The 18,978-nt window shown below is 59.6% G+C and carries 11 protein-coding genes; 10 read left to right on the top strand and 1 reads right to left on the bottom strand.

Features of this window, described 5'->3' with window-relative positions; translation table 11 throughout:
• The first annotated feature begins 226 nt into the window (after positions 1-226).
• The 7 genes from AC1RAC_RS09845 (at position 227) to AC1RAC_RS09875 (ending at position 15,510) form a co-directional block, all read left to right on the top strand.
• Positions 227-1,672: an alanine/glycine:cation symporter family protein gene (locus AC1RAC_RS09845; RefSeq protein WP_054916993.1), complete on the top strand. Its 1,446-nt coding sequence runs from the start codon at positions 227-229 to the stop codon at positions 1,670-1,672.
• A gap of 76 nt (positions 1,673-1,748) precedes the next feature.
• The gene (locus AC1RAC_RS09850) at positions 1,749-2,726 is read left to right on the top strand and encodes an asparaginase (RefSeq protein ID WP_492616528.1); all 978 of its coding nucleotides are present in this window, start codon (positions 1,749-1,751) and stop codon (positions 2,724-2,726) included.
• Positions 2,727-2,840: 114 nt separating this feature from the next.
• Positions 2,841-7,478 (top strand): hypothetical protein, encoded by a 4,638-nt coding sequence (locus AC1RAC_RS09855; RefSeq protein ID WP_492616529.1) that lies wholly within the window; start codon positions 2,841-2,843, stop codon positions 7,476-7,478.
• A 63-nt stretch (positions 7,479-7,541) separates the two neighbouring features.
• On the top strand, positions 7,542-8,534 hold the full coding sequence (locus AC1RAC_RS09860) for an AraC family transcriptional regulator (protein WP_197900109.1): 993 nt from the start codon (positions 7,542-7,544) through the stop codon (positions 8,532-8,534).
• Positions 8,535-8,661: 127 nt separating this feature from the next.
• Positions 8,662-9,696, top strand: coding sequence for a histone deacetylase family protein (locus AC1RAC_RS09865; protein WP_089041544.1), 1,035 nt, complete (start codon positions 8,662-8,664; stop codon positions 9,694-9,696).
• Positions 9,693-10,784 (top strand): polyamine ABC transporter substrate-binding protein, encoded by a 1,092-nt coding sequence (locus AC1RAC_RS09870; RefSeq protein ID WP_492616530.1) that lies wholly within the window; start codon positions 9,693-9,695, stop codon positions 10,782-10,784. Before AC1RAC_RS09865 ends, AC1RAC_RS09870 begins: the two co-directional genes overlap by 4 nt.
• 115 nt (positions 10,785-10,899) lie before the next feature.
• Complete coding sequence (locus AC1RAC_RS09875; RefSeq protein ID WP_492616531.1) at positions 10,900-15,510, top strand: dermonecrotic toxin domain-containing protein; 4,611 nt, start codon at positions 10,900-10,902, stop codon at positions 15,508-15,510.
• Positions 15,511-15,515: 5 nt separating this feature from the next.
• Here the strand turns inward: AC1RAC_RS09875 and pdxR are convergent, their stop codons facing one another.
• Positions 15,516-17,054: a MocR-like pyridoxine biosynthesis transcription factor PdxR gene (gene pdxR, locus AC1RAC_RS09880; protein ID WP_492616532.1), complete on the bottom strand. Its 1,539-nt coding sequence runs from the start codon at positions 17,052-17,054 to the stop codon at positions 15,516-15,518.
• 87 nt (positions 17,055-17,141) lie between these two features.
• Between pdxR and AC1RAC_RS09885 the strand changes: the two genes are divergently transcribed.
• From AC1RAC_RS09885 to AC1RAC_RS09895, 3 genes are read left to right on the top strand one after another with little or no spacing between them, the layout of a single operon-like run.
• Positions 17,142-17,780: an FMN-binding negative transcriptional regulator gene (locus AC1RAC_RS09885; RefSeq protein ID WP_034129141.1), complete on the top strand. Its 639-nt coding sequence runs from the start codon at positions 17,142-17,144 to the stop codon at positions 17,778-17,780.
• The gene (locus AC1RAC_RS09890) at positions 17,777-18,223 is read left to right on the top strand and encodes a GNAT family N-acetyltransferase (protein WP_054916939.1); all 447 of its coding nucleotides are present in this window, start codon (positions 17,777-17,779) and stop codon (positions 18,221-18,223) included. The genes AC1RAC_RS09885 and AC1RAC_RS09890 overlap by 4 nt, the downstream gene beginning before the upstream one ends.
• 10 nt (positions 18,224-18,233) lie before the next feature.
• Positions 18,234-18,905, top strand: a complete 672-nt coding sequence (locus AC1RAC_RS09895) for a GNAT family N-acetyltransferase (RefSeq protein ID WP_054916941.1) — start codon at positions 18,234-18,236, stop codon at positions 18,903-18,905.
• The last annotated feature ends 73 nt before the right edge of the window (positions 18,906-18,978 follow it).

An 18,978-nucleotide genomic window follows, 5' to 3' on the forward strand; every position in this document is an offset into this window, starting at 1 on the left:
TGAAACCTTTAATCGCCCCGTGCAGACGGATCACGCTCGCCTAGGTATAGTGCCGCCCCTCTTCGCGTCTGCGGCTGTCGGTAACGAGGCCCGGGAACCACGCGAAAGCGCATGAATAACAACACCCGCAAAAGGATGGGGATCGAGCGTCGTGCACTGCCTGGTGCCGAGCGATGCGTCGGACCGTCCTGCGTTTGCCATTAGAAAAATCAGCGAGGAACACTCCATGCTCGAAGTCATCAACGACTTCCTCTCAGGGAAAGTACTGATCGTGCTCATAGTCGGGCTCGGCGGTTATTTCACGATCCGCTCGCGTTTCGTGCAGTTGCGTCACTTTTTCCACATGTTCTCGGTGTTTAAAGACAGCCTCAAGAGCAGCGCCGGCCAACTCAGCTCGTTCCAGGCGCTGATGCTCAGCCTGGCCGGCCGCGTGGGTGCCGGTAACATCGCCGGTGTCGGCATTGCCGTGACGTTGGGTGGCCCGGGTGCCGTGTTCTGGATGTGGGTCACCGCGCTGGTGGGCATGTCTTCGAGCTTTATCGAGTGCTCCCTCGGCCAGTTGTACAAGCGCACCGACGCTGAAGGCACCTACCGTGGCGGCCCGGCGTATTACATCCAGCACGGCCTGCACAAGCGCTGGCTGGGGATGGTCATGGCGTTCCTGCTGCTGGTGACCTTCGGCTTTGCCTTCAACGGCCTGCAAGCACACGCTGTCACCCACTCGCTGAACAACGCCTTCGGGCTCGACACCACCTACACCGGCCTCGCGCTGGCGGTGTTGCTGGGCCTGGTGTTCATCGGCGGGATCAAGCGTATCGCCTCGATCGCCGACCTGCTGGTGCCGGTCAAGACCCTGGTCTACATCGCCGTGACCCTGTACGTGATCGTGCTGCAATTCGACCACGTACCGGCCATGCTCGCGACCATCGTCAAGAGCGCGTTCGGCCTCGACCAAGCCTTCGGTGGCCTGGTGGGCAGCGCGATCATCATGGGTGTAAAGCGCGGCGTGTTCGCCAACGAAGCAGGCTTGGGCAGTGCGCCTAACGTGGCGGCAGTGGCGTCGGTAGAACACCCTATCGCCCAAGGCGTGGTGCAAGCGTTCAGCGTGTTCCTCGACACCTTCGTGATCTGCACCTGTACTGCGTTGCTGATCCTGCTGTCGGGTTTCTACACCCCAGGCTTTGAAGGCGACGGCATTGCCCTGACCCAGAACTCCCTGGCGGCAGTAGTGGGTGACTGGGGCCGCATGTTCATCTCGGTGGCCCTGGCGTTGTTCGTGTTCACGTCGATCATGTACAACTACTACTTGGGCGAGAGCAACCTGCGCTTCCTGGTCGGCAACAACCGCAAGGTGCTGATGGGTTATCGCGCTTTGGTGCTGGTGCTGATTTTCTGGGGCTCCATCGAGAACTTGAGCACGGTGTTTGCCTTCGCCGACATCACCATGACCATGCTCGCGTTCGTCAACCTGTTCGCCCTGGCGTTCCTGTTCAAGATTGCCATGCGCATCCTCAACGACTACGACAACCAGCGCGCGGCGGGTATCAAGACCCCGGTGTTCGATTCCAGCCAGTTCCCCGACCTGGACCTGGACCGCAAGGCCTGGCCGGCCAACCCGGTGAAAACCGAAGCGGCCCCGGCAGTTGAACTGAGCGCTCAAGCGCAACGTTAATCACGGCTAGATGACACGCCGCCCGGCCTTGGGCATGCTCTGGGCCCGGCGGCGTTTTTCGTTCAGGAGATTTTCGATGCAATCAGCTAATAACGTGATGGTGCTCTATACCGGCGGCACCATTGGCATGCAGGCCAGCGCCAATGGCCTGGCACCCGCGTCTGGTTTTGAAGTACGCATGCGTGAACAGTTCGCCGACGCAGACCTGCCCGCGTGGCGCTTCCGGGAAATGTCACCACTGATCGACAGCGCCAACATGAACCCCGCTTACTGGCAGCGCCTGCGCAGCGCCGTGGTCGAGGCGGTAGACGCCGGCTGCGATGCCGTGCTGATCCTGCACGGCACCGACACCCTGGCCTACAGCGCGGCGGCCATGAGCTTCCAACTGCTGGGCCTGCCGGCACCGGTGGTGTTCACCGGTTCGATGCTGCCCGCCGGTGTGCCCGACAGCGATGCCTGGGAAAACGTCAGCGGTGCGTTGACAGCCTTGGCCGAAGGGTTGGAGCCGGGTGTGCACCTGTACTTCCACGGCGCGCTGATGGCACCGACCCGCTGCGCGAAGATTCGCAGTTTTGGGCGCAATCCGTTTGCGGCCTTGCAACGCAAGGATGACTTCGCCCGTGTCGAAACCCTGCCGGCAGCGCTGGATTACCGTCAGCCCAAAGCCTTGGCGAACGTCGGCGTACTGCCGCTGATACCCGGTTTCGACGCTGCACAGCTAGACGCAATCATCAGCAGCGGCATTCAGGGCTTGGTGCTGGAGTGCTTCGGCAGCGGCACCGGGCCGAGCGATAATCCGCAGTTCCTCGCCAGCTTGCAGCGTGCGCAAGATCAAGGTGTGGTGGTGGTCGCCATCACTCAGTGCCATGAAGGCGGTGTAGAGCTGGATGTCTACGAGGCCGGCAGCCGCTTGCGGGGCGCCGGCGTGTTGTCCGGCGCAGGCATGACCCGCGAAGCCGCGTTCGGCAAGTTGCACGCCCTGCTCGGTGCCGGCCTTGCCGTCGAGGAAGTGCGGCGCCTGGTAGAGTTGGACCTGCGTACCAACCCAGCCTGAACGCCCAAGACAGCCCTACATAAGCACTGCTATTCCCTGCTTGCTGATACCTAACATGGAAAACCCGAGCCTGCGCTCGGCTTTTCCATTGATCGGCAAGACAGGGATGCCCGCATGACGACCTCCAGCTCCACACCCTCGCAGCAAACGCCTCCAGACACTGAAACACACAAACTGGCCACTCAACTGTCCGTCGGACCTTCGTTTCGTGAAGCCGCTCGCGAACTGCTGCGCCAGTCTTTACTGGAGAAAGACCCAGACCTGGACATCGACCCGGCCATGACACTGATGGGCACTCCCACCTGGGAGCTCATCGATGACCAGATCGTGCCAGGGCCAACACGCTATGAAACCTTGAGCAGCATCCTGGCCCGGCAGGCCATCCTCAAGGTGCCGACGCTGTGCGTCGAGGGCAATCACTTCCTGACCCTGAAGCCGTTGACCACCTCCCCGCTTCATTTGCCCGTGCGTATTGTCGAAATCGCCAATCTGATCAATACCCTGGCGCCGGTGGTCTACCGGGCCTTTCAGGAACAGTTGGTAACGTTCTGGAACCAGAGCAACGGCAACGGTCCTCGCTGGCAAACACTCACCCAGAGCCTGCGCGGGGCCTGGAATGTGCAACACGTCGATGCCTGGACCGACGAAGACTGCACGATGGCCCGAACGCTGTTTCATGCACCCACCCGCTCCGCTCGCCAAGACAATAACCCTTATGGCAGCCGCGCTTATCTGATTGATGCCGACCTGGTAAAAGGTTCCAAGACGCAGCACACCGACCAAGTATTCATGACCGTGCTCGAGGGCAAACTCGAAGACAAAACCCTGATCCTCTGTTACTCACCCTTCAAGGGATACGAGAAATACGACACCTACCAACAGCTAGGCGATTCGTTGAAGGATCACCTGGAGCAACCGGAGGCTTTTGATCGCCTGGAGTGGCGCCTTTATGAACCTGACGGCGATTTTTTCGAGCACGCTGCCTGCAAGCTGATCGCCCTGCAACTTGAGACTGTGGAAAACCTCAAAACCGGGGATTACAAACAGCCCAGCGCGAAACACCCGCCCCTGCAAACACTCCCGATGCCTGCCGAAAAAGCCATCGCCAAAGGGCCGGGCCCAGGCTGGTATCAAACCCAACTGCCGGACTGGCTGACCGATGCCTCTGCCAGCGATCAGTCGCTTTATTCACGCCACCTCAAGGACTTGGCCTCGCTCAATAGCCTGAATGCCGGCAAGACCTACGAGGACGGTATTCCCAGCATTCATCAGTTCGCCTTGGACCAGTTGAAAATCGAGCTGCTCAAGGACCACCCGACGCTGCATTACCTGAAGCTCGACAAGCTGAAAATCCAGGTCAAGAGCCTGGTGGTATGGGGCCTTTTCACCGTGCCCGGGCAGTTCGAAACCACCACGTTCAGCCTTGCCGAACTGGCCCTGCAAAACCTGATTGCACTGCCCACCGGTAATAAAACGTTGCTGAGCGACATCCGCCAATCCATACCGGATCGGATAACCGTGGCTTACCTCGAAACACTGATCAGCCGCTGTAATATCGGTGTCACGTACCCTGCATTGATCCGCAGCAAACTGCTGGATGACCCGGCCGAGGCGTCACGTCGCAAAAAACTGTACCGCGATCACCTGCGAGTCCAATTGCCGATGCTGGCCTTACAGCACAAGATTCGCCGCATGGGCGGGATTGACGAGCGCGGCTACCGCTACGTTGTGGCTGTGATGCAGCCTGAAAGCGGCGACCATTACGTCGACGGCAAAGCCATCATGGTGCGACGCCTGAGCTTCAACCCCAAGCGCCGGCTCATCAACGGCAACGATGACGTCACCAATATGTACATCATCGGCCCAGAAAATGCTCAAGACGGCCCTTGCCTGCTATACCGCCCGTTGTTTGAACCCGCGTTGCTGCAATACCCATCACCGGCAAACTTGCTGTATGCCATCAGCCAGTCGCGCACGTTGCGCGATTCGGTGATTAGCTGGCTACCGGACGCGGTGCGTAACCACTACGCCAATTATGTCTTTACCAGTCATTGGCCGTCGCCGTGGGTCATCGCCGACTTTCTGGTAAACCCCATCGAGCTATGGACCTATAGCGGTCCCGTGAGTCTTGGTGAGAAGAGCCTCAACGGGGATATGTTCAAGACGCTGTTCGAGAGCAACGCCAAAGCGCTGATTGAACTGGCGGACCGCCAATCGGTATCGAATGCCGAAAGCCGCTGGGACACGCTAAAGCAGGCCGGTTGGGTGCTCTTCAATGCCGCACTGCCCTTTATGGGGCGCGTCGCAAGCACTAGCGCGTGGATCTGGCAAATCGTCGAACAGCTGGAAACTTTTGCCCAGGCCCATGAGGAGGGCGACAAGCCTGCACAATGGTCTGCGCTGACCGATGTGCTGCTTAACCTGGGTATGGCGATCACCTTACACAGCGCACAGCGCAGCAGACCTAAGTTCGAGCCGGCCAGGATCGAGCCCACCAAAGTCAAGACGACCGAGCTTGCGCCTGAAACGCCGGGCCCCTCCAGCACGATAAGCTTCACCGTCGAGCAACTGCCTGAGCGAACCTCGCTGGCCCCGCCTCCCGATCACGAGATCGCACTGAACACGAGCGGCGCAATCAACCGCACGCCAGCGCTGGAAACCTCGATGCTTGAAAGCTTTAAAACAGAAAAGCCCGCTGACCTCGGCGCCGTCATAGACCAGCCGGCTGCTGACCGCTACCTGTATCAGTCAGGAGAGCAGCACTACGCTCCCGTCGGCGAAAACTGGTTCATGGTGAAAGTGGACGACGATAAAAACATTGTTGTCATTGACCCCAACCAGGCCAACCGCATCGGCCCCATACTGATTCACAACGCTCAGGGCGAATGGTCCGTCGACCACCGGGTGCGCCTGCGCAAACCCAGTACCGATCGGTTGAAAAATACCGCCAAGGACCTTGCGATCACCGAAGCCGACGCATCGCGCAGTAAATTGAAAGCGTTTGAAAGCGCGAAGAAAACCCAGCAGCGCCTACTGCAAGAAACCCGCAAAGCAATGGACGAGGCCCCCAGTACCAGTGCCCAAGCCAAACGCCAGGCCTACCTGGACACGCTCGATGGCCAATCGGAAGACTACGAACAAGCACGGCAACACCTGATGACCATCGCCGTCTTCACCTCGGAGCCTGAATTCCAAGTAAAAGCCATTGGCTATCTACAGGCCCAACTGGCGCTCAATGAAGCAGGGGTAAACGAAGAACTCGTCCCCTTTACTTCAAAACTTTCGCCCGTTCTGGAACAGCTCCCAATCCATGCACCGCCACCTCATACCAGCGATATCGCGGACTACCAACAGATCGTCGAGATGAGCGACAGCATGATCAAGCGCCTGGATTACGCTCAGTCACGCTTCACCGAACTACGCAAATTCGGCCCGGCCGGATTCGACGTGATCAGGGAGAGCAAACGCAAACTGCCCCGCTATATGAGCGACGATCTCAGGGCCCTGCAGGTGACGTTGGCGCGTCACTTGTGCCTGGCCCCTGAATCCCTCGCAACCGAACCCCATGCCTGGGAGATGCTCAACGACACGCTCGACAGTGCCGACGTCGCGGTACAGACCCTGCGTGACACCCTGGATGAGCGAAGCGAATATCGCCTGGACGAGCGCATTGATGCCTTGAGCAATCTAGTGGAGCAGTTCAAGTTCATCGATGAGCGCTTGAAGGACTTTTCTCAAGAGTTCTCCGAACAGATCCAGGCCCAACCCCTGAAACGCCTGAGTCGATCGCTGCAAGGGTTCGCCAACCGCGCCAAGGCGGCACTTGTCCCTCTGCACGAAGAACAGAAACTGACGCGAATCAGGCCCACCCCTCCCCCTGCGCTACCCAGGCCGCTGAAAAAATTTATCCAGACACGCTACAACGGCGTGTTGATTGGCGAACCCCGCTTGGACCCCATAGGGACCGTATCAAGGTTCGTTGATATCAAGACCCCGATAACCGGCCAGGTCCTGGCCACCTTTCATGAGAAGACTCCGGGTATGTGGGTCGAACACATCGAAACGCCCCCGGCACAGGCCACATCCGCAACGCTCACGCTCCACGACGCCACCACCGCGGGCGAGAAACTACTTGCCCAATTGCCGAAGTTTCAAGAACGCGCCAGCCAACAAGCCAACGATACCTCGCGCACGGCCATCGGCATCGAGTACATGTTTCACCAGCACGCTTGGTTGCTCGAGCGCAGCGAGCAAGATATTGACGAGGCATTGATCAAAGCCAAAGTCACGGCACAAACCAAGCAATCCAGCGCAGACCTGCGCAAACGACTCAAGGCTGCCACAAAAGCACTTTACGCACGAGCCACTGAAACCGTGGCAAAGCTGATCAAGCAACAGCCGCCGACCATTGCCCATGTCGACTGGCTCATTAACCACCGCGAAATTGCGATCAAAAAGGTCACGACCCGCCAGCCCCTCAAGGGCGCCACTTGGAGCTATCAAGATGAGTATGCCGTCATTGATCTGTCTACCAGCAAACCCCTCTGGTATGCACATTTCCAATACTCGAGCGCCCACGCTTCACTTAACAGATTTCTCCATGCACGGTTGAAAACACCAGCAGAACAACAGCTCAAAGAGGTGGCTGACACGATCACCGACTTGAACGCAGAGGAACAACTCAACTACTACCGCAGCTCCATCAACCTGACGCAAGCCCAGCGCTTGTTTTTCCCGCCAGAGGTCTATTGACCTCCCCCTCGCGCAACGGCACATAACTTGCTCCAGCCTGGCAAACCCAGGCTGGAACCCATCATGCTGCATTCACACCTGACCACCCTTAATGCGGTCTCGCTGATACTGGAGACGTTCAAGCCTGACGGCATACCCAGCCAAACCCTTCTGGCCGGCAGTGGCATCAGCAGTGCCGACCTGGGCCGCGCCGATACGCGTATTACCACTCATCAGGAAATGCGCGTATGCGCCAACGCCGTGGCGTTGCGCCGGGGTATCGGCTTGGAACTGGGCCGGCGCATGCATGTGTCATCCTACGGCATGCTCGGTTATGCACTGCTCACCAGTGCCACCTTCGGTGACGCTTTGCGCCTGGCCCTGCGCTACCCGGCGCTGTTGGGAACACTTTTTGAACTGAGCCTGGAGGAGGACGGCGAGCGTGTTTGGTTCAGCGCCAGTGACTATCGCGAAGATCAAGCCCTGCACGCCTTCAATGTCGAGTTCTGCCTGCTCTCGCTGAAAGTCATCGGCGACGATCTGCTCGGCCAACCACTGCCATTACTCGGCGCGCGCTTTGAATACCCAGCGCCCGACTATCGAGCACGCTACGCCGAACGCTTCGACTGCCCGCTGCAATTTGGCGCCGCCAGCAATGCCTTTGCGTTCGACCGTGACTGGCTCGATCAACCCCTGCCGCTGGCCGACGCCGTCACCCACTGCGCCATGGTGGAACGCTGCCGGCGGCAGAATGCCGAGTTCACCGGTCGCCAGGCCTGGCTGGGGCGTGTGCGCCTGTTACTGGCCGCGCAACTGAATGCCGCTCCGGGCCTGGAGGGACTGGCAGGGCAGATGAACTGTTCAGCACGTACCCTGCGCCGGCATTTGCATGATTTGGGCTGCAGCTATCAGGAGTTGCTCGACGAACTACGCTTCGAACGCGCCAAACATTTGCTGGGGGAGGATGAACTGCCGATCTACCGGATCGCCGAGCAACTGGGCTTCAGCGAGACCGCGAGCTTCAGGCATGCGTTCGTGCGCTGGAGCGGTGTGGCACCGAGTCAGTTCAGGCCTTAGCAAGGGGCGAATAGCGGACAGACACATTGGCCATATCGATCCCCTTTTGGCCGCTCCTGCCGTTCTCCAAAACCCGGCGTCTGGCAACACTGCAAGGCATACCCCAGAGCCTTCGGAGAACAACAACATGCTGACGATCTACTCGGACGATCATCATTTGCACCATGGCCGCTGTGAACTGATGGACGGGCAACTGATGCCCTGCTTCGAAATGCCCTCGCGCGCCGACCATGTGCTGCAACGGGTCAAGGCGCGGGAGCTGGGGCCCGTGCAAGCACCGCTGGACTTCGGCCTGGCACCGCTGCAACGTATCCACAGCCGCGACTACCTCGACTTCTTCAAAGGCGCCTGGCAGCGCTGGACCGAATACGGCCAGGACGGCGATCTGTTGCCCTACACCTGGCCTGCGCGCACGTTGCGCCGCGTGATGCCCACCAGCCTGCACGGCCAGTTGGGCTATTACAGCTTCGACGGTGGTGCGCCGATTACAGCCGGCACCTGGCAAGCGGCCTACAGCGCAGCACAAGTTGCCCTCACCGCCCAGGCCGCTATCGCCCAAGGCGCCCACAGTGCCTTCGCGCTGTGCCGCCCGCCGGGGCATCACGCCGCCAGCGATTTGATGGGCGGTTATTGCTACCTCAACAACGCGGCCATCGCAGCCCAGGCATTCCTTGATCAGGGCTGCAAAAAGATCGCGATCCTCGATGTGGACTACCACCACGGTAACGGCACGCAGTCCATTTTTTACGCGCGCAGCGACGTGCTGTTCACCTCGATTCACGGCCATCCGGAGGCAGAGTTTCCGTTCTTCCTCGGTTATGCCGATGAGCATGGCGAAGGCGAAGGCGCGGGTTTCAATTTCAACTATCCGTTGCCGGCCGGGTCCGGCTGGCAGGCCTGGAGCGCCGCGCTGGAACAGGCCTGCGCCGAAATCGAGTGCTACGCCGCCGACATCATCGTGGTGTCCCTGGGCGTGGACACGTTCAAGGACGACCCTATCTCGCAGTTCAAGCTCGACAGCCCGGACTACCTGACCATGGGCGCACGCATTGCCCGCCTGGGCAAACCCACGCTGTTCGTGATGGAGGGCGGCTACGCGGTGGAAGAAATCGGCATCAACGCCGTCAACGTGCTGGAAGGTTTCGAGGAAGCAGCCCAATGAACATACTCAAGTCGCTCGCCCTGTGCGCCGTGGTTGTCAGCGGCGCAGCCCAGGCCGAAGAAAAAACCCTGAAGGTCTACAACTGGTTCGACTACATCACGCCCAAGGCGCTGGAAGACTTCAAGGCCCAGCACCCGTCGATCAAGCTGGTGTACGACATCTTCGACACCAACGAAGCCCTGGAAGCCAAACTGCTCACCGGCAACTCCGGCTATGACGTGGTGGTACCGTCCAACGTTTTCCTGGCCAAACAGATCGAAGCCGGCGTGTTCCAGCCCTTGGACCGCAGCCAGTTGCCGAACTGGAACCATCTTGACCCCAAACTGATGAAGCTGATCGAAGCCAACGACCCCGGCAATCAATACGCCGTGCCCTACATGTACGGCACCATCCTGATCGGCTTCAACCCAGCCAAGGTCAAGGCGGCCCTGGGCGACAACGCCCCCGTGGACAGCTGGGACCTGATCTTCAAGGAAGAGAACATCAGCAAGCTCAAGCAATGCGGCGTCGCACTGCTGGACTCGCCCTCGGAGATCCTGCCCCTGGCGTTGCAGCACTTGGGCCTGGACCCCAACAGCAGCAACCCCAAGGACTACGACGAGGCCGAAGCGCTGTTGATGAAGATCCGCCCGTACATCACTTACTTTCACTCGTCCAAGTACATGGCCGACATCGCCAATGGCGACATCTGTGTCGCGGTGGGTTATTCCGGCAGTTTCTCCCAGGCCGCCAACCGTGCCAAAGAGGCAAAAAACGGCGTCTCCGTGGACATGCGCCTGCCCAAAGAGGGCGCGCCGATCTGGTTCGACATGCTCGCCATCCCCAAGGGCGCGCAAAACCCACAGGACGCCTATACCTTTATCAACTACTTGCTACAGCCCGAGGTTATTGCGCCCATCAGCGATTTTGTCGGTTATCCCAACCCTAACAAGGACGCGACCGAACGAGTCGATCCGACCATTCGCAACAACCCCAACCTCTACCCGACCGAAGCGGCGATGGCGACGTTGTATACGTTAAAGCCTCTGGGGCGTGATGCGGAGCGCGCCAGGACCAGAGCCTGGACCAAGATCAAATCCGGCACGTGAAACACTGGCGGGCGTAGATGCGCCTCGACGTATCTACCGCCCTCGACGCAACGCAGCTCGCTACTTTGCTCATTTGCGAAGCCCGTCCGGGCCATCGAATGCAGAGGAGCTGCACATGCCCAATGACACCGCTAATAATCACCGCCCGCCCAGTACCTATGAACTGCTTACCCAGTTAACCACCGGCCCCACCGCCCGGGAAGTTGCCGCCGCCACACTGCGCTCTGCACTCAAAGAGCTGTATCCCAACCTGAATATCGACCCCGATCTGGCCGTGGTAGTCAGCCCTCAATGGGAGGTGGTCGGTAACGCCGTCGAGCGCGCGCCCGCTACTGTGGAATCACTCACCTCGGTGCTTGCTCATCAGGCACTGTCCAGCGACAGGGTGACCTACCTCGACGGTCAACACTTCCTCACGCTACAACCCAACGCTACGGCTCCCGTACACCTCGCGGTGAAAATCGATGCCATTGCACGTCTGATCAACGAGTTATCAGACCTGCTGTTCGCCGCGTTCCAAGAGCAGCAGCTGGACTTCTGGAACGCGTCCAATGGCGCAGCCTGCCCACGCTGGCAGGCCTTCTCCAGCGCGTTGAGAAACGTGTGGAACATCACCGAAGAGCAAGGTCTGGATGAGCACGAATGCGCCATGGCCCGCACGGTTTTTCATGAGCCCGACCGAGCCAGGCGCTCGCTGAAAGACCCCTATAAAACCCATGCCTACCTGGTTGACGTGGATATTCTTGAAGATGGCCAGTCTACCCACCTCTACTTCCTGGACCTTACCGTATTGGTGGGCGAACACGAGAACCGCCCGATGGTGCTGACGCACTCGCTTGTGAGCGGGTATGAGACGTTCGAGTCATTGGCCCAGTTCGGTGCTTCGCTGCCGGCAAGGCTGAATGCACCAGAGCAGGACGCTACCTTGCAATGGCGCTTGTACGAGCCTGATGGCAACTTCTTCGATGCGCTGGCCTGCACGCTGATCTCGCTGCAAATCCAGGTCATTGGCAGCCTCGGCGGGGCCGGCCTGCAGGATCAGCCGCCCGCCCCAACTGTCGCCCGGATCGTGCCGAGCATCGAAGAGATGAGCGATCACCAGTTGTCGAATATTCGCCAGATTCACCAACAACTCCCGGACTGGCTGACCTCGGCGACGGACTCCGATACCGCCGCCTACAGCCGCTATATGATCGACCTGGCCCAACTGCACACCCATTACCACGGCGAAACATTCCAGGACGGCATTCCGTCTATTCGTGACTATGCCCGGACTCAGTTGCACAGCCATATCCGCGTCCCGGAAAAGGGCGTGAGTCTGAATCTGGATAAGGTCGAGGTTGTGATTGAAAGCCCGGTTCTGTGGGGCACATTTGTCATTCCGGGTGCCGTCGACATCACTCGTCGTGACCTGATCGACCTGGCCCTGGAAAACCTTACCGGCTTGCCTACCGGCAACGCGACCGTGCACTACAACGGCAAGGACAACGGTGTACCCACCTGGCTGACTTACCGCTTTCTGAAAGACGTCATAGAAGACATTGATATAGGCCAGAACTACCCAGCCCTGGTCAAACAAAAACTGCTCGATGATCCGCTGCAATCGCGCCATCGACAGCAGATCTACACCCGCCACCTTCAGGTGCAACTGCCACTGCTGGCCTTGCAGATGAAAATCCGCGGCCAGGGCGGCGTCGATGAACGCGGTTACCGCTACATCGCCGCGGTGATGCACAACGAAGAACAGGAGCGCAAAGTAGATGGGCAGCCCATTGTCATTCGCTGCCTGGCCTTTGTGCCCACCTTGCGCCCCGGCCATGAGCAAGACGTGGTCGCCAATATGTTCGTGATCGGCCCGAGGCATTCCGACGCCGGCCCCTGCGTGCTTTATCGGCCCCTGCTCGAACCGACGCTGATGCAATTTGCATCGCGGCAAAACCTGCTGTACGCCATCAAACATGACCGTACCTTGCGCGAGTCAGTGCTGGCCTGGCTGCCCGACGCGCAACGCTTCAACTATGCACAATATGTGTTCCCCGACACCCTTCCCTCGCCCTGGACCGTGGTGCGCGCACTGGTCGAGCCGCTTACCGTGCTGTACATGAGCGGCCCCGTGACGCTGACCAACGAAGAAATAGGCAATGACGCGTTAGCGACGCTGTTCAAGGCCAATGCCAATGCCATGGTCGAATTGGCAACACGCCAGTCGGTATCCAACGTACAGAAACGGTGGGCGACCTTTCGACATGCAGGTTGGCAAATATTCAGTGCCGCGCTGCCGTTCATGGGCCGCACCCTGGGAGTCGCCGCCTGGATCTGGCAAATCATGGACGACCTGCAAGCTGCCGAGGAGGCCGTGAACAAGGATGACCACTCAACGGCCTGGACTGCGTTGGTGGATGTATTCCTCAACCTGGGAATGGCGCTGACTCTGCATATAGCCCTGCGCCATCCGCGACCTCGAAAGCAGTTCGATGCGGCCAGGATTGAGCCTGAATCCGAACAAACGACAATCGAAACGGTGAGCAAACCGCCGGTTGCCGAGAAAAAATATACCTGCGTGCAGCAACCGGATATTCCCGACAATCAACTACCTGCCAAGCATGAAGGTGCCGTACACACGCGCGGCGCCCTGAGCCATAGTCGCCTGGGACTGGCCAGAACACTCGACAGTTTTAATGTTGCCAAACCCGATAAGCTTGGCGAGCAAAATAAAACCCCCGGCCGCCACCTCAATCTCTATCCACTCGCGGATCGGTGGTTTGCACCCGTTGGTGAGCGCTGGTTCGAAGTCATCGTGGATGACAACGACAGTGTCATTATCATCGACTCCAAATCTCCCTTGCGTACAGGCCCGCCGCTGATCGGCAACCTGGCGGGCCAGTGGTTTGTCGACATCCGCCTGCGACTGCGCGGCGGCGGTCTTAGAAACCGCCGGCGGGCGGTCAAGGTCGATCAGCCTGCGCGCATTGCAGCACTCAAGAGGCAGCTCAACGCCTTTGACGCCGTCGCCGCCAGTCAACAACTGGACGTGCTTGAATCAAAGCCCGCGCTGGACGCTACCCCGGGGCCGTCCACGGACCTGCAGCGTACAGCGTTCATCGACAAGGTCGACAGGCGGCTGGCGGCGTACGACGAAGCGATCAGCCAGCTGAAGTCCTTGAGCATCATCGACACCGTACCCACCTACCAGAGCAACATGAGCGGTTACCTGAAACAACAGGTGCAACTGACACAGATAGCCATGGAGCAACAGGTGAAGAGCTACAAGAAAGCCTTGACGGCGTCGTTGCCGGTTCTTGATGCGGAGGTAGACATTGACTATAAAAACCAGGCAAAAATCGCAAAAACCCTGTCCACTCAGAACCTTGGCATCATCAGGCGGCTGGAATTCATCAACGACCGCTTCAACGAACTTAAAACCCTGGGAGATGAAGGCGCGGCGATCATTCGTAAAACCATACGAGAGTTGCCGCAGCTCACGCTCATTGAACTCAAATCTCTTGAGATTGGCTTGGGCCGTTACTTGTGTATCGATGAGACGCAAAGCCAGGTTCCAGCCACCGTGCGTGAGCGAATGGGCCAGATCGTCGATTCAGCCGAAATCAACGTTGAAAGTTTCAGTGAGATTATTGAACGCGGTAATGGCGCCTCGCTGGATAATCGTATCGAGGTGCTCAACAGCCTCGTTGAGCAATTTTCCAGCGCCGACCAACGCCTGCTGGATCTGCATGCCGATTACCCGCAGCACTTGCTCAAACCCCGCCTCGAACGTTTTCGCCTGCAAATAAGCGAGTTCAGCCAACGGGCCATCCACGACCTGGCCTACCTGCTGCGAGAGAAAAAAGCCCAGCAGCCCAAGCCCGGCAGCTCCAGGGCCGAGCCCGCCCCAAGGCGTAAAGTGATCAAGACACGTCATCACGGCTTGGTGATGGGTGAGCCCCGCGAAGCAGACAGTTCGTTGGTCGACGTCAAGGCACACATGACCGGCAAGGTGCTCGCCACGTTTCATGAGAAGGCACCGGGAGTCTGGGTTAAACGGCAGAAAGCCCCATCGCAGCCAAGCGCACCGGTAGCTGTGGATCTGGACACCAGCATCAACACGGGGCAAGCGCTATTGGATGGCGAACAAGCTGAAACCCGTAAATACCAGGGTTTCTCCAGGAAACCCTGGCATGCGCCGCAGGATATTCAAGACATGTTCGATGATCATGCAAAGGCGCTGGAAAAAGCCTCAAACGATATCGAAGAAGCCCTGACCCAGCGCAATCTTACTGAAAGCGATCACGCTTCTGCCGCCTCAACCAAGCGCCAGCTCAACGACGCGGCGCAACGCCTCTATCGGCTTGGTAAAAAACACTACATCGACATGATCAAGCATCAAGCGCCAACCGCCGAACGGGTTGACTGGCTCAACAGCCAAGGGTTGATCCGCATCGTCAAGGTCATCAGCCGCCGCCCCCTCAAGGGGCCCAAAAAGGACTATCTGGACGAGTACGAGATTCGCGACAAAGAAAACGGCACTGTGCTGTGGTACGCGCACTTTCACTATGAAACAAAAGATGCCGCGCTGGAAAACTTCACCAAGGATCACCTCAAGACCCGCGAGCAACAACGTCTAGGCGGTGCCTATCAGCGCACCGGCCCCAGTGACTGGGACATGATTGAAATCCATCGCAGCAGCATCGGCGCCCAACTGGCCCAATCGCTGTTCTTCAACACCTGATCGGCTTATGGCAGCCAAGCCAGACGCAAACGCTCCAGCGCCTGCGCAATGCCCGACTCAGGCACGGCAGCAAACCCCAGCACCAGGCCGGCGCGTTGGTCCGGCGGTGTGCTGGAGTCTGGCAGCCAATAGGTGCTCAAGCCGTTGATCTCTACACCGACTGCATGAGCTTGCTTTAGCAATTGTTGCTCGCGGGACACGCTGTCGACACGCACCGTCAAGTGCAGTCCCGCTGCAACGTTGGGCAATGGGCCAACACCGGGCAATGCCTCTGACCATCCAGCCAACAAGGCATTGCGACGGCTCAACGCAGCACGGCGCATCCGGCGAATGTGGCGCTGGAAGTGCCCCGCCGCCATGAACTCGGCCATCACCGCCTGGGTGCTGACTTCGGAGTGACGCACGTCCACGGCGCGGCGCCGGGTGAAGGCTTGCACCAGGCCCGGTGGCAACACCAGGTAACCCAGGCGCAACGCCGGGAACGCCACCTTGCCGAAGGTGCCCACGTACAGCACGCGGCCACTGCGATCCAGCGCGGCCAATGGTGACAGCGGCGCGCCGCTGTAGCGGTACTCGCCGTCGTAATCGTCCTCCACGATCCAGCCGCCTGAACGCTCGGCCCAGGCCAGCAATTCCAGGCGGCGTGCCAGGCTCATCACCACGCCCAGCGGATACTGATGGGAAGGCGTGACATACGCCACGCGGCAATCATTGAGGGTACTGAGCACCTGGCAATCCATACCCTCACCGTCCACCGGCACGCCGTGCAATCGCCCGCCGGCCAAAGCGAATGCATGGCCGGCCGCGCGATAGCCAGGGTTTTCCACCGCCACGCCATCCCCAGGCTCCACCAGCAACTGTGCACAAAGGCTGATGGCCTGCTGTGCGCCGCTGGTGATCACAATTTGTTCAGCCGTGCATTGCATGCCACGCGAGCTGCGCAGGTACGCGGCGATCAAACCGCGCAGGCGGCCATCACCTGCCGGGTCGCCATAGCACAGCTGTTCCAGGTCGGGTTTGCGCCAGAACGCCCCATTCAGCTTGGCCCATACCTCAAACGGGAACAGATCGAAGGCGGGTACGCCCACGCGAAATGCCCGAGGCGGCCCCGAAGGCGGCTGAGGCAGGTGGTGGTCTTTTACCCGCGCCAACCCGGCACTGTGGATAACTTCGTCATCCAAATCCTCGGGTAAATTTGCCCATTTTGTGGATAACCCTGGGGATAAGCCTGTTGACAACCCTGTGGATACTTTTGTGGATAGTTTTTGGGGCATCGGCAATTGGGCAACATAGGTGCCATCACCCACCCGGCTCTCGATAAACCCTTCGGCATACAACTGGTCGTAGGCGCGCACCACGCTGTTGCGGGAAATCGACAAGGCTGTCGCCAAATCTCGGGTTGCGGGCAACCGCGTGCCGCTGACCAATCGCCCATCCAATACCCGCTGGCGCAGGGCCTCATAAAGCTGGCGCGTGAGGCCCTGGCGGCGGTCCAGCTCGATACCGGCGGGGTTGAAGGACAGCGGTGGCGAAACAGGCGGCATATTGGACCTATGAAAATAGCGCGAGATGGCTCTTACAACGAACCAATAGCCTGCCTAGGATGCAGGCATTCGCCAAGGAATATCTCCATGTACACACCCCGCGCCTTTGCTCTCGATGACTTGCCCGAAATCCAGCAACTGATCCAGCACACCCGTCTGGCGCAGTTGGTAACCGTGGGTGAAAACGGCCTGCAAGCCAGCCACTTGCCTTTGCTGCTCAACCCCGATGAAGGGCCCAATGGCACGCTGTACGGTCACCTGGCCAAGGCCAACCCGCAATGGCGCGAGCTGCAAAATGGCGGTGAAGCGCTGGTGATCTTCGCCGGTGCCGACGCCTATATCAGCCCGGCGTTTTACCCCGCCAAGGCCGAGCACGGCAAAGTGGTCCCGACCTGGAACTACATCGCCGTGCACGCCTATGGCACGCCTGCGGTATTCAGCGACGCCGAGCGCTTGCTCAAGGTGGTCACCGCCCTCACCGACCGCCATGAAAGCGCCCGCGCCCAACCCTGGCGTGTCAGCGACGCACCGGCGGACTACATCGACGGCATGCTCAAGGCCATTGTCGGCTTTGCCCTGCCGATCGAACGCCTGGTGGGCAAACGCAAACTCAGCCAGAACCGCAGCGCCGCCGACATGGCCGGTGTCCGTGACGGCCTGGCCGCCAGTGCCGATGTGCGTGACCAGACCCTCGCCCGCTTTATTCCCCAAGGAGTTTCAGAATGAGCTTGATCGACATTCGCCAGGTCACAGCCGCCGACCAAGCCGCCTGGCTGCCGCTATGGCAGGCCTACTTGGCGTTCTACAACACCGAATTGCCGGACGCCGTCAGCCAAAGCACCTGGCAACGCCTGATCGACCCCAGCGAGCCGACCCATTCGGCACTGGCCTGGCAGGACGGCAAGGCGGTGGGCATGGTCAACTTCATCTACCATCGCTCCAACTGGAGCATCGAGAACTCCTGCTACCTGCAGGACTTGCTGGTTGACCCAGCCCAACGTGGCACGGGGGTCGGTCGCAAGCTGATCGAATTCGTCTACGCCACCGCCAAGGCCGATGGCTGCTGCAAGGTGCACTGGTTGACCCATGAGACCAACGCCACGGCGATCCAGCTCTATGAGCGCATCGCCGAACGCCCAGGCTTCATCCAATTTCGCAAAGGTCTTTAAGGAGCACTGCATGATCAATTCCCTCGCTGATTGGAAAGGCGTCCCGGCGCCGACTGCGCAACTGCTTGAAGGGCGTTTTATCCACCTGGAAAAGCTCGACCCGGCGCGCCATGCCGATCAACTGTGGCAAGCCCTTGACGGCCCAGGGGCCGATCCGAAGCTGTGGGATTACTTGCCCTACGGCCCGTTCACCGAGCGCAGTGCCTTCGACGCATGGTTGAACAATCACGCCGCCCACAGCGACCCGTACTTTTTCAGCGTGATCGACCGTGCGACGGGCCAGGTTCAGGGCATCCTCAGCCTGATGTCCATCGTCCCGGCGCAAGGCCGTATCGAAATCGGCCACGTCACCTTCGGCGCACCCATGCAGCGCTCGCCGAAAAGCACCGAAGCGGTGTACCTGCTGGCCAAGTATGCGTTCGAGCAGGGCTACCGTCGGCTGGAGTGGAAGTGCAACAACGGCAACGCGCGGTCCAAGTACGCAGCCGAGCGCTTGGGGTTCAGTTTTGAAGGGGTGTTCCGCCAGCACATGGTGGTCAAGGGGCAGAACCGCGATACGGCGTGGTATTCGATCCTGGATTCGGAATGGCCGAAGGTCGGTGCCGGGTTTGAGGCGTGGTTGTCGCAGGCGAACCAGAGTGGTTCGGGCCAGTTGAAGACACTCACAGAGTGTCGGGATTAATACTCACATGTGTGGGAGCTGGCTTGCCTGCGATACAGACACCTCGGTGTATCAGGCAAACCAGTTGATGCCA

It is taken from the genome of Pseudomonas sp. GW823-FHT02F05 (assembly GCF_058797315.1).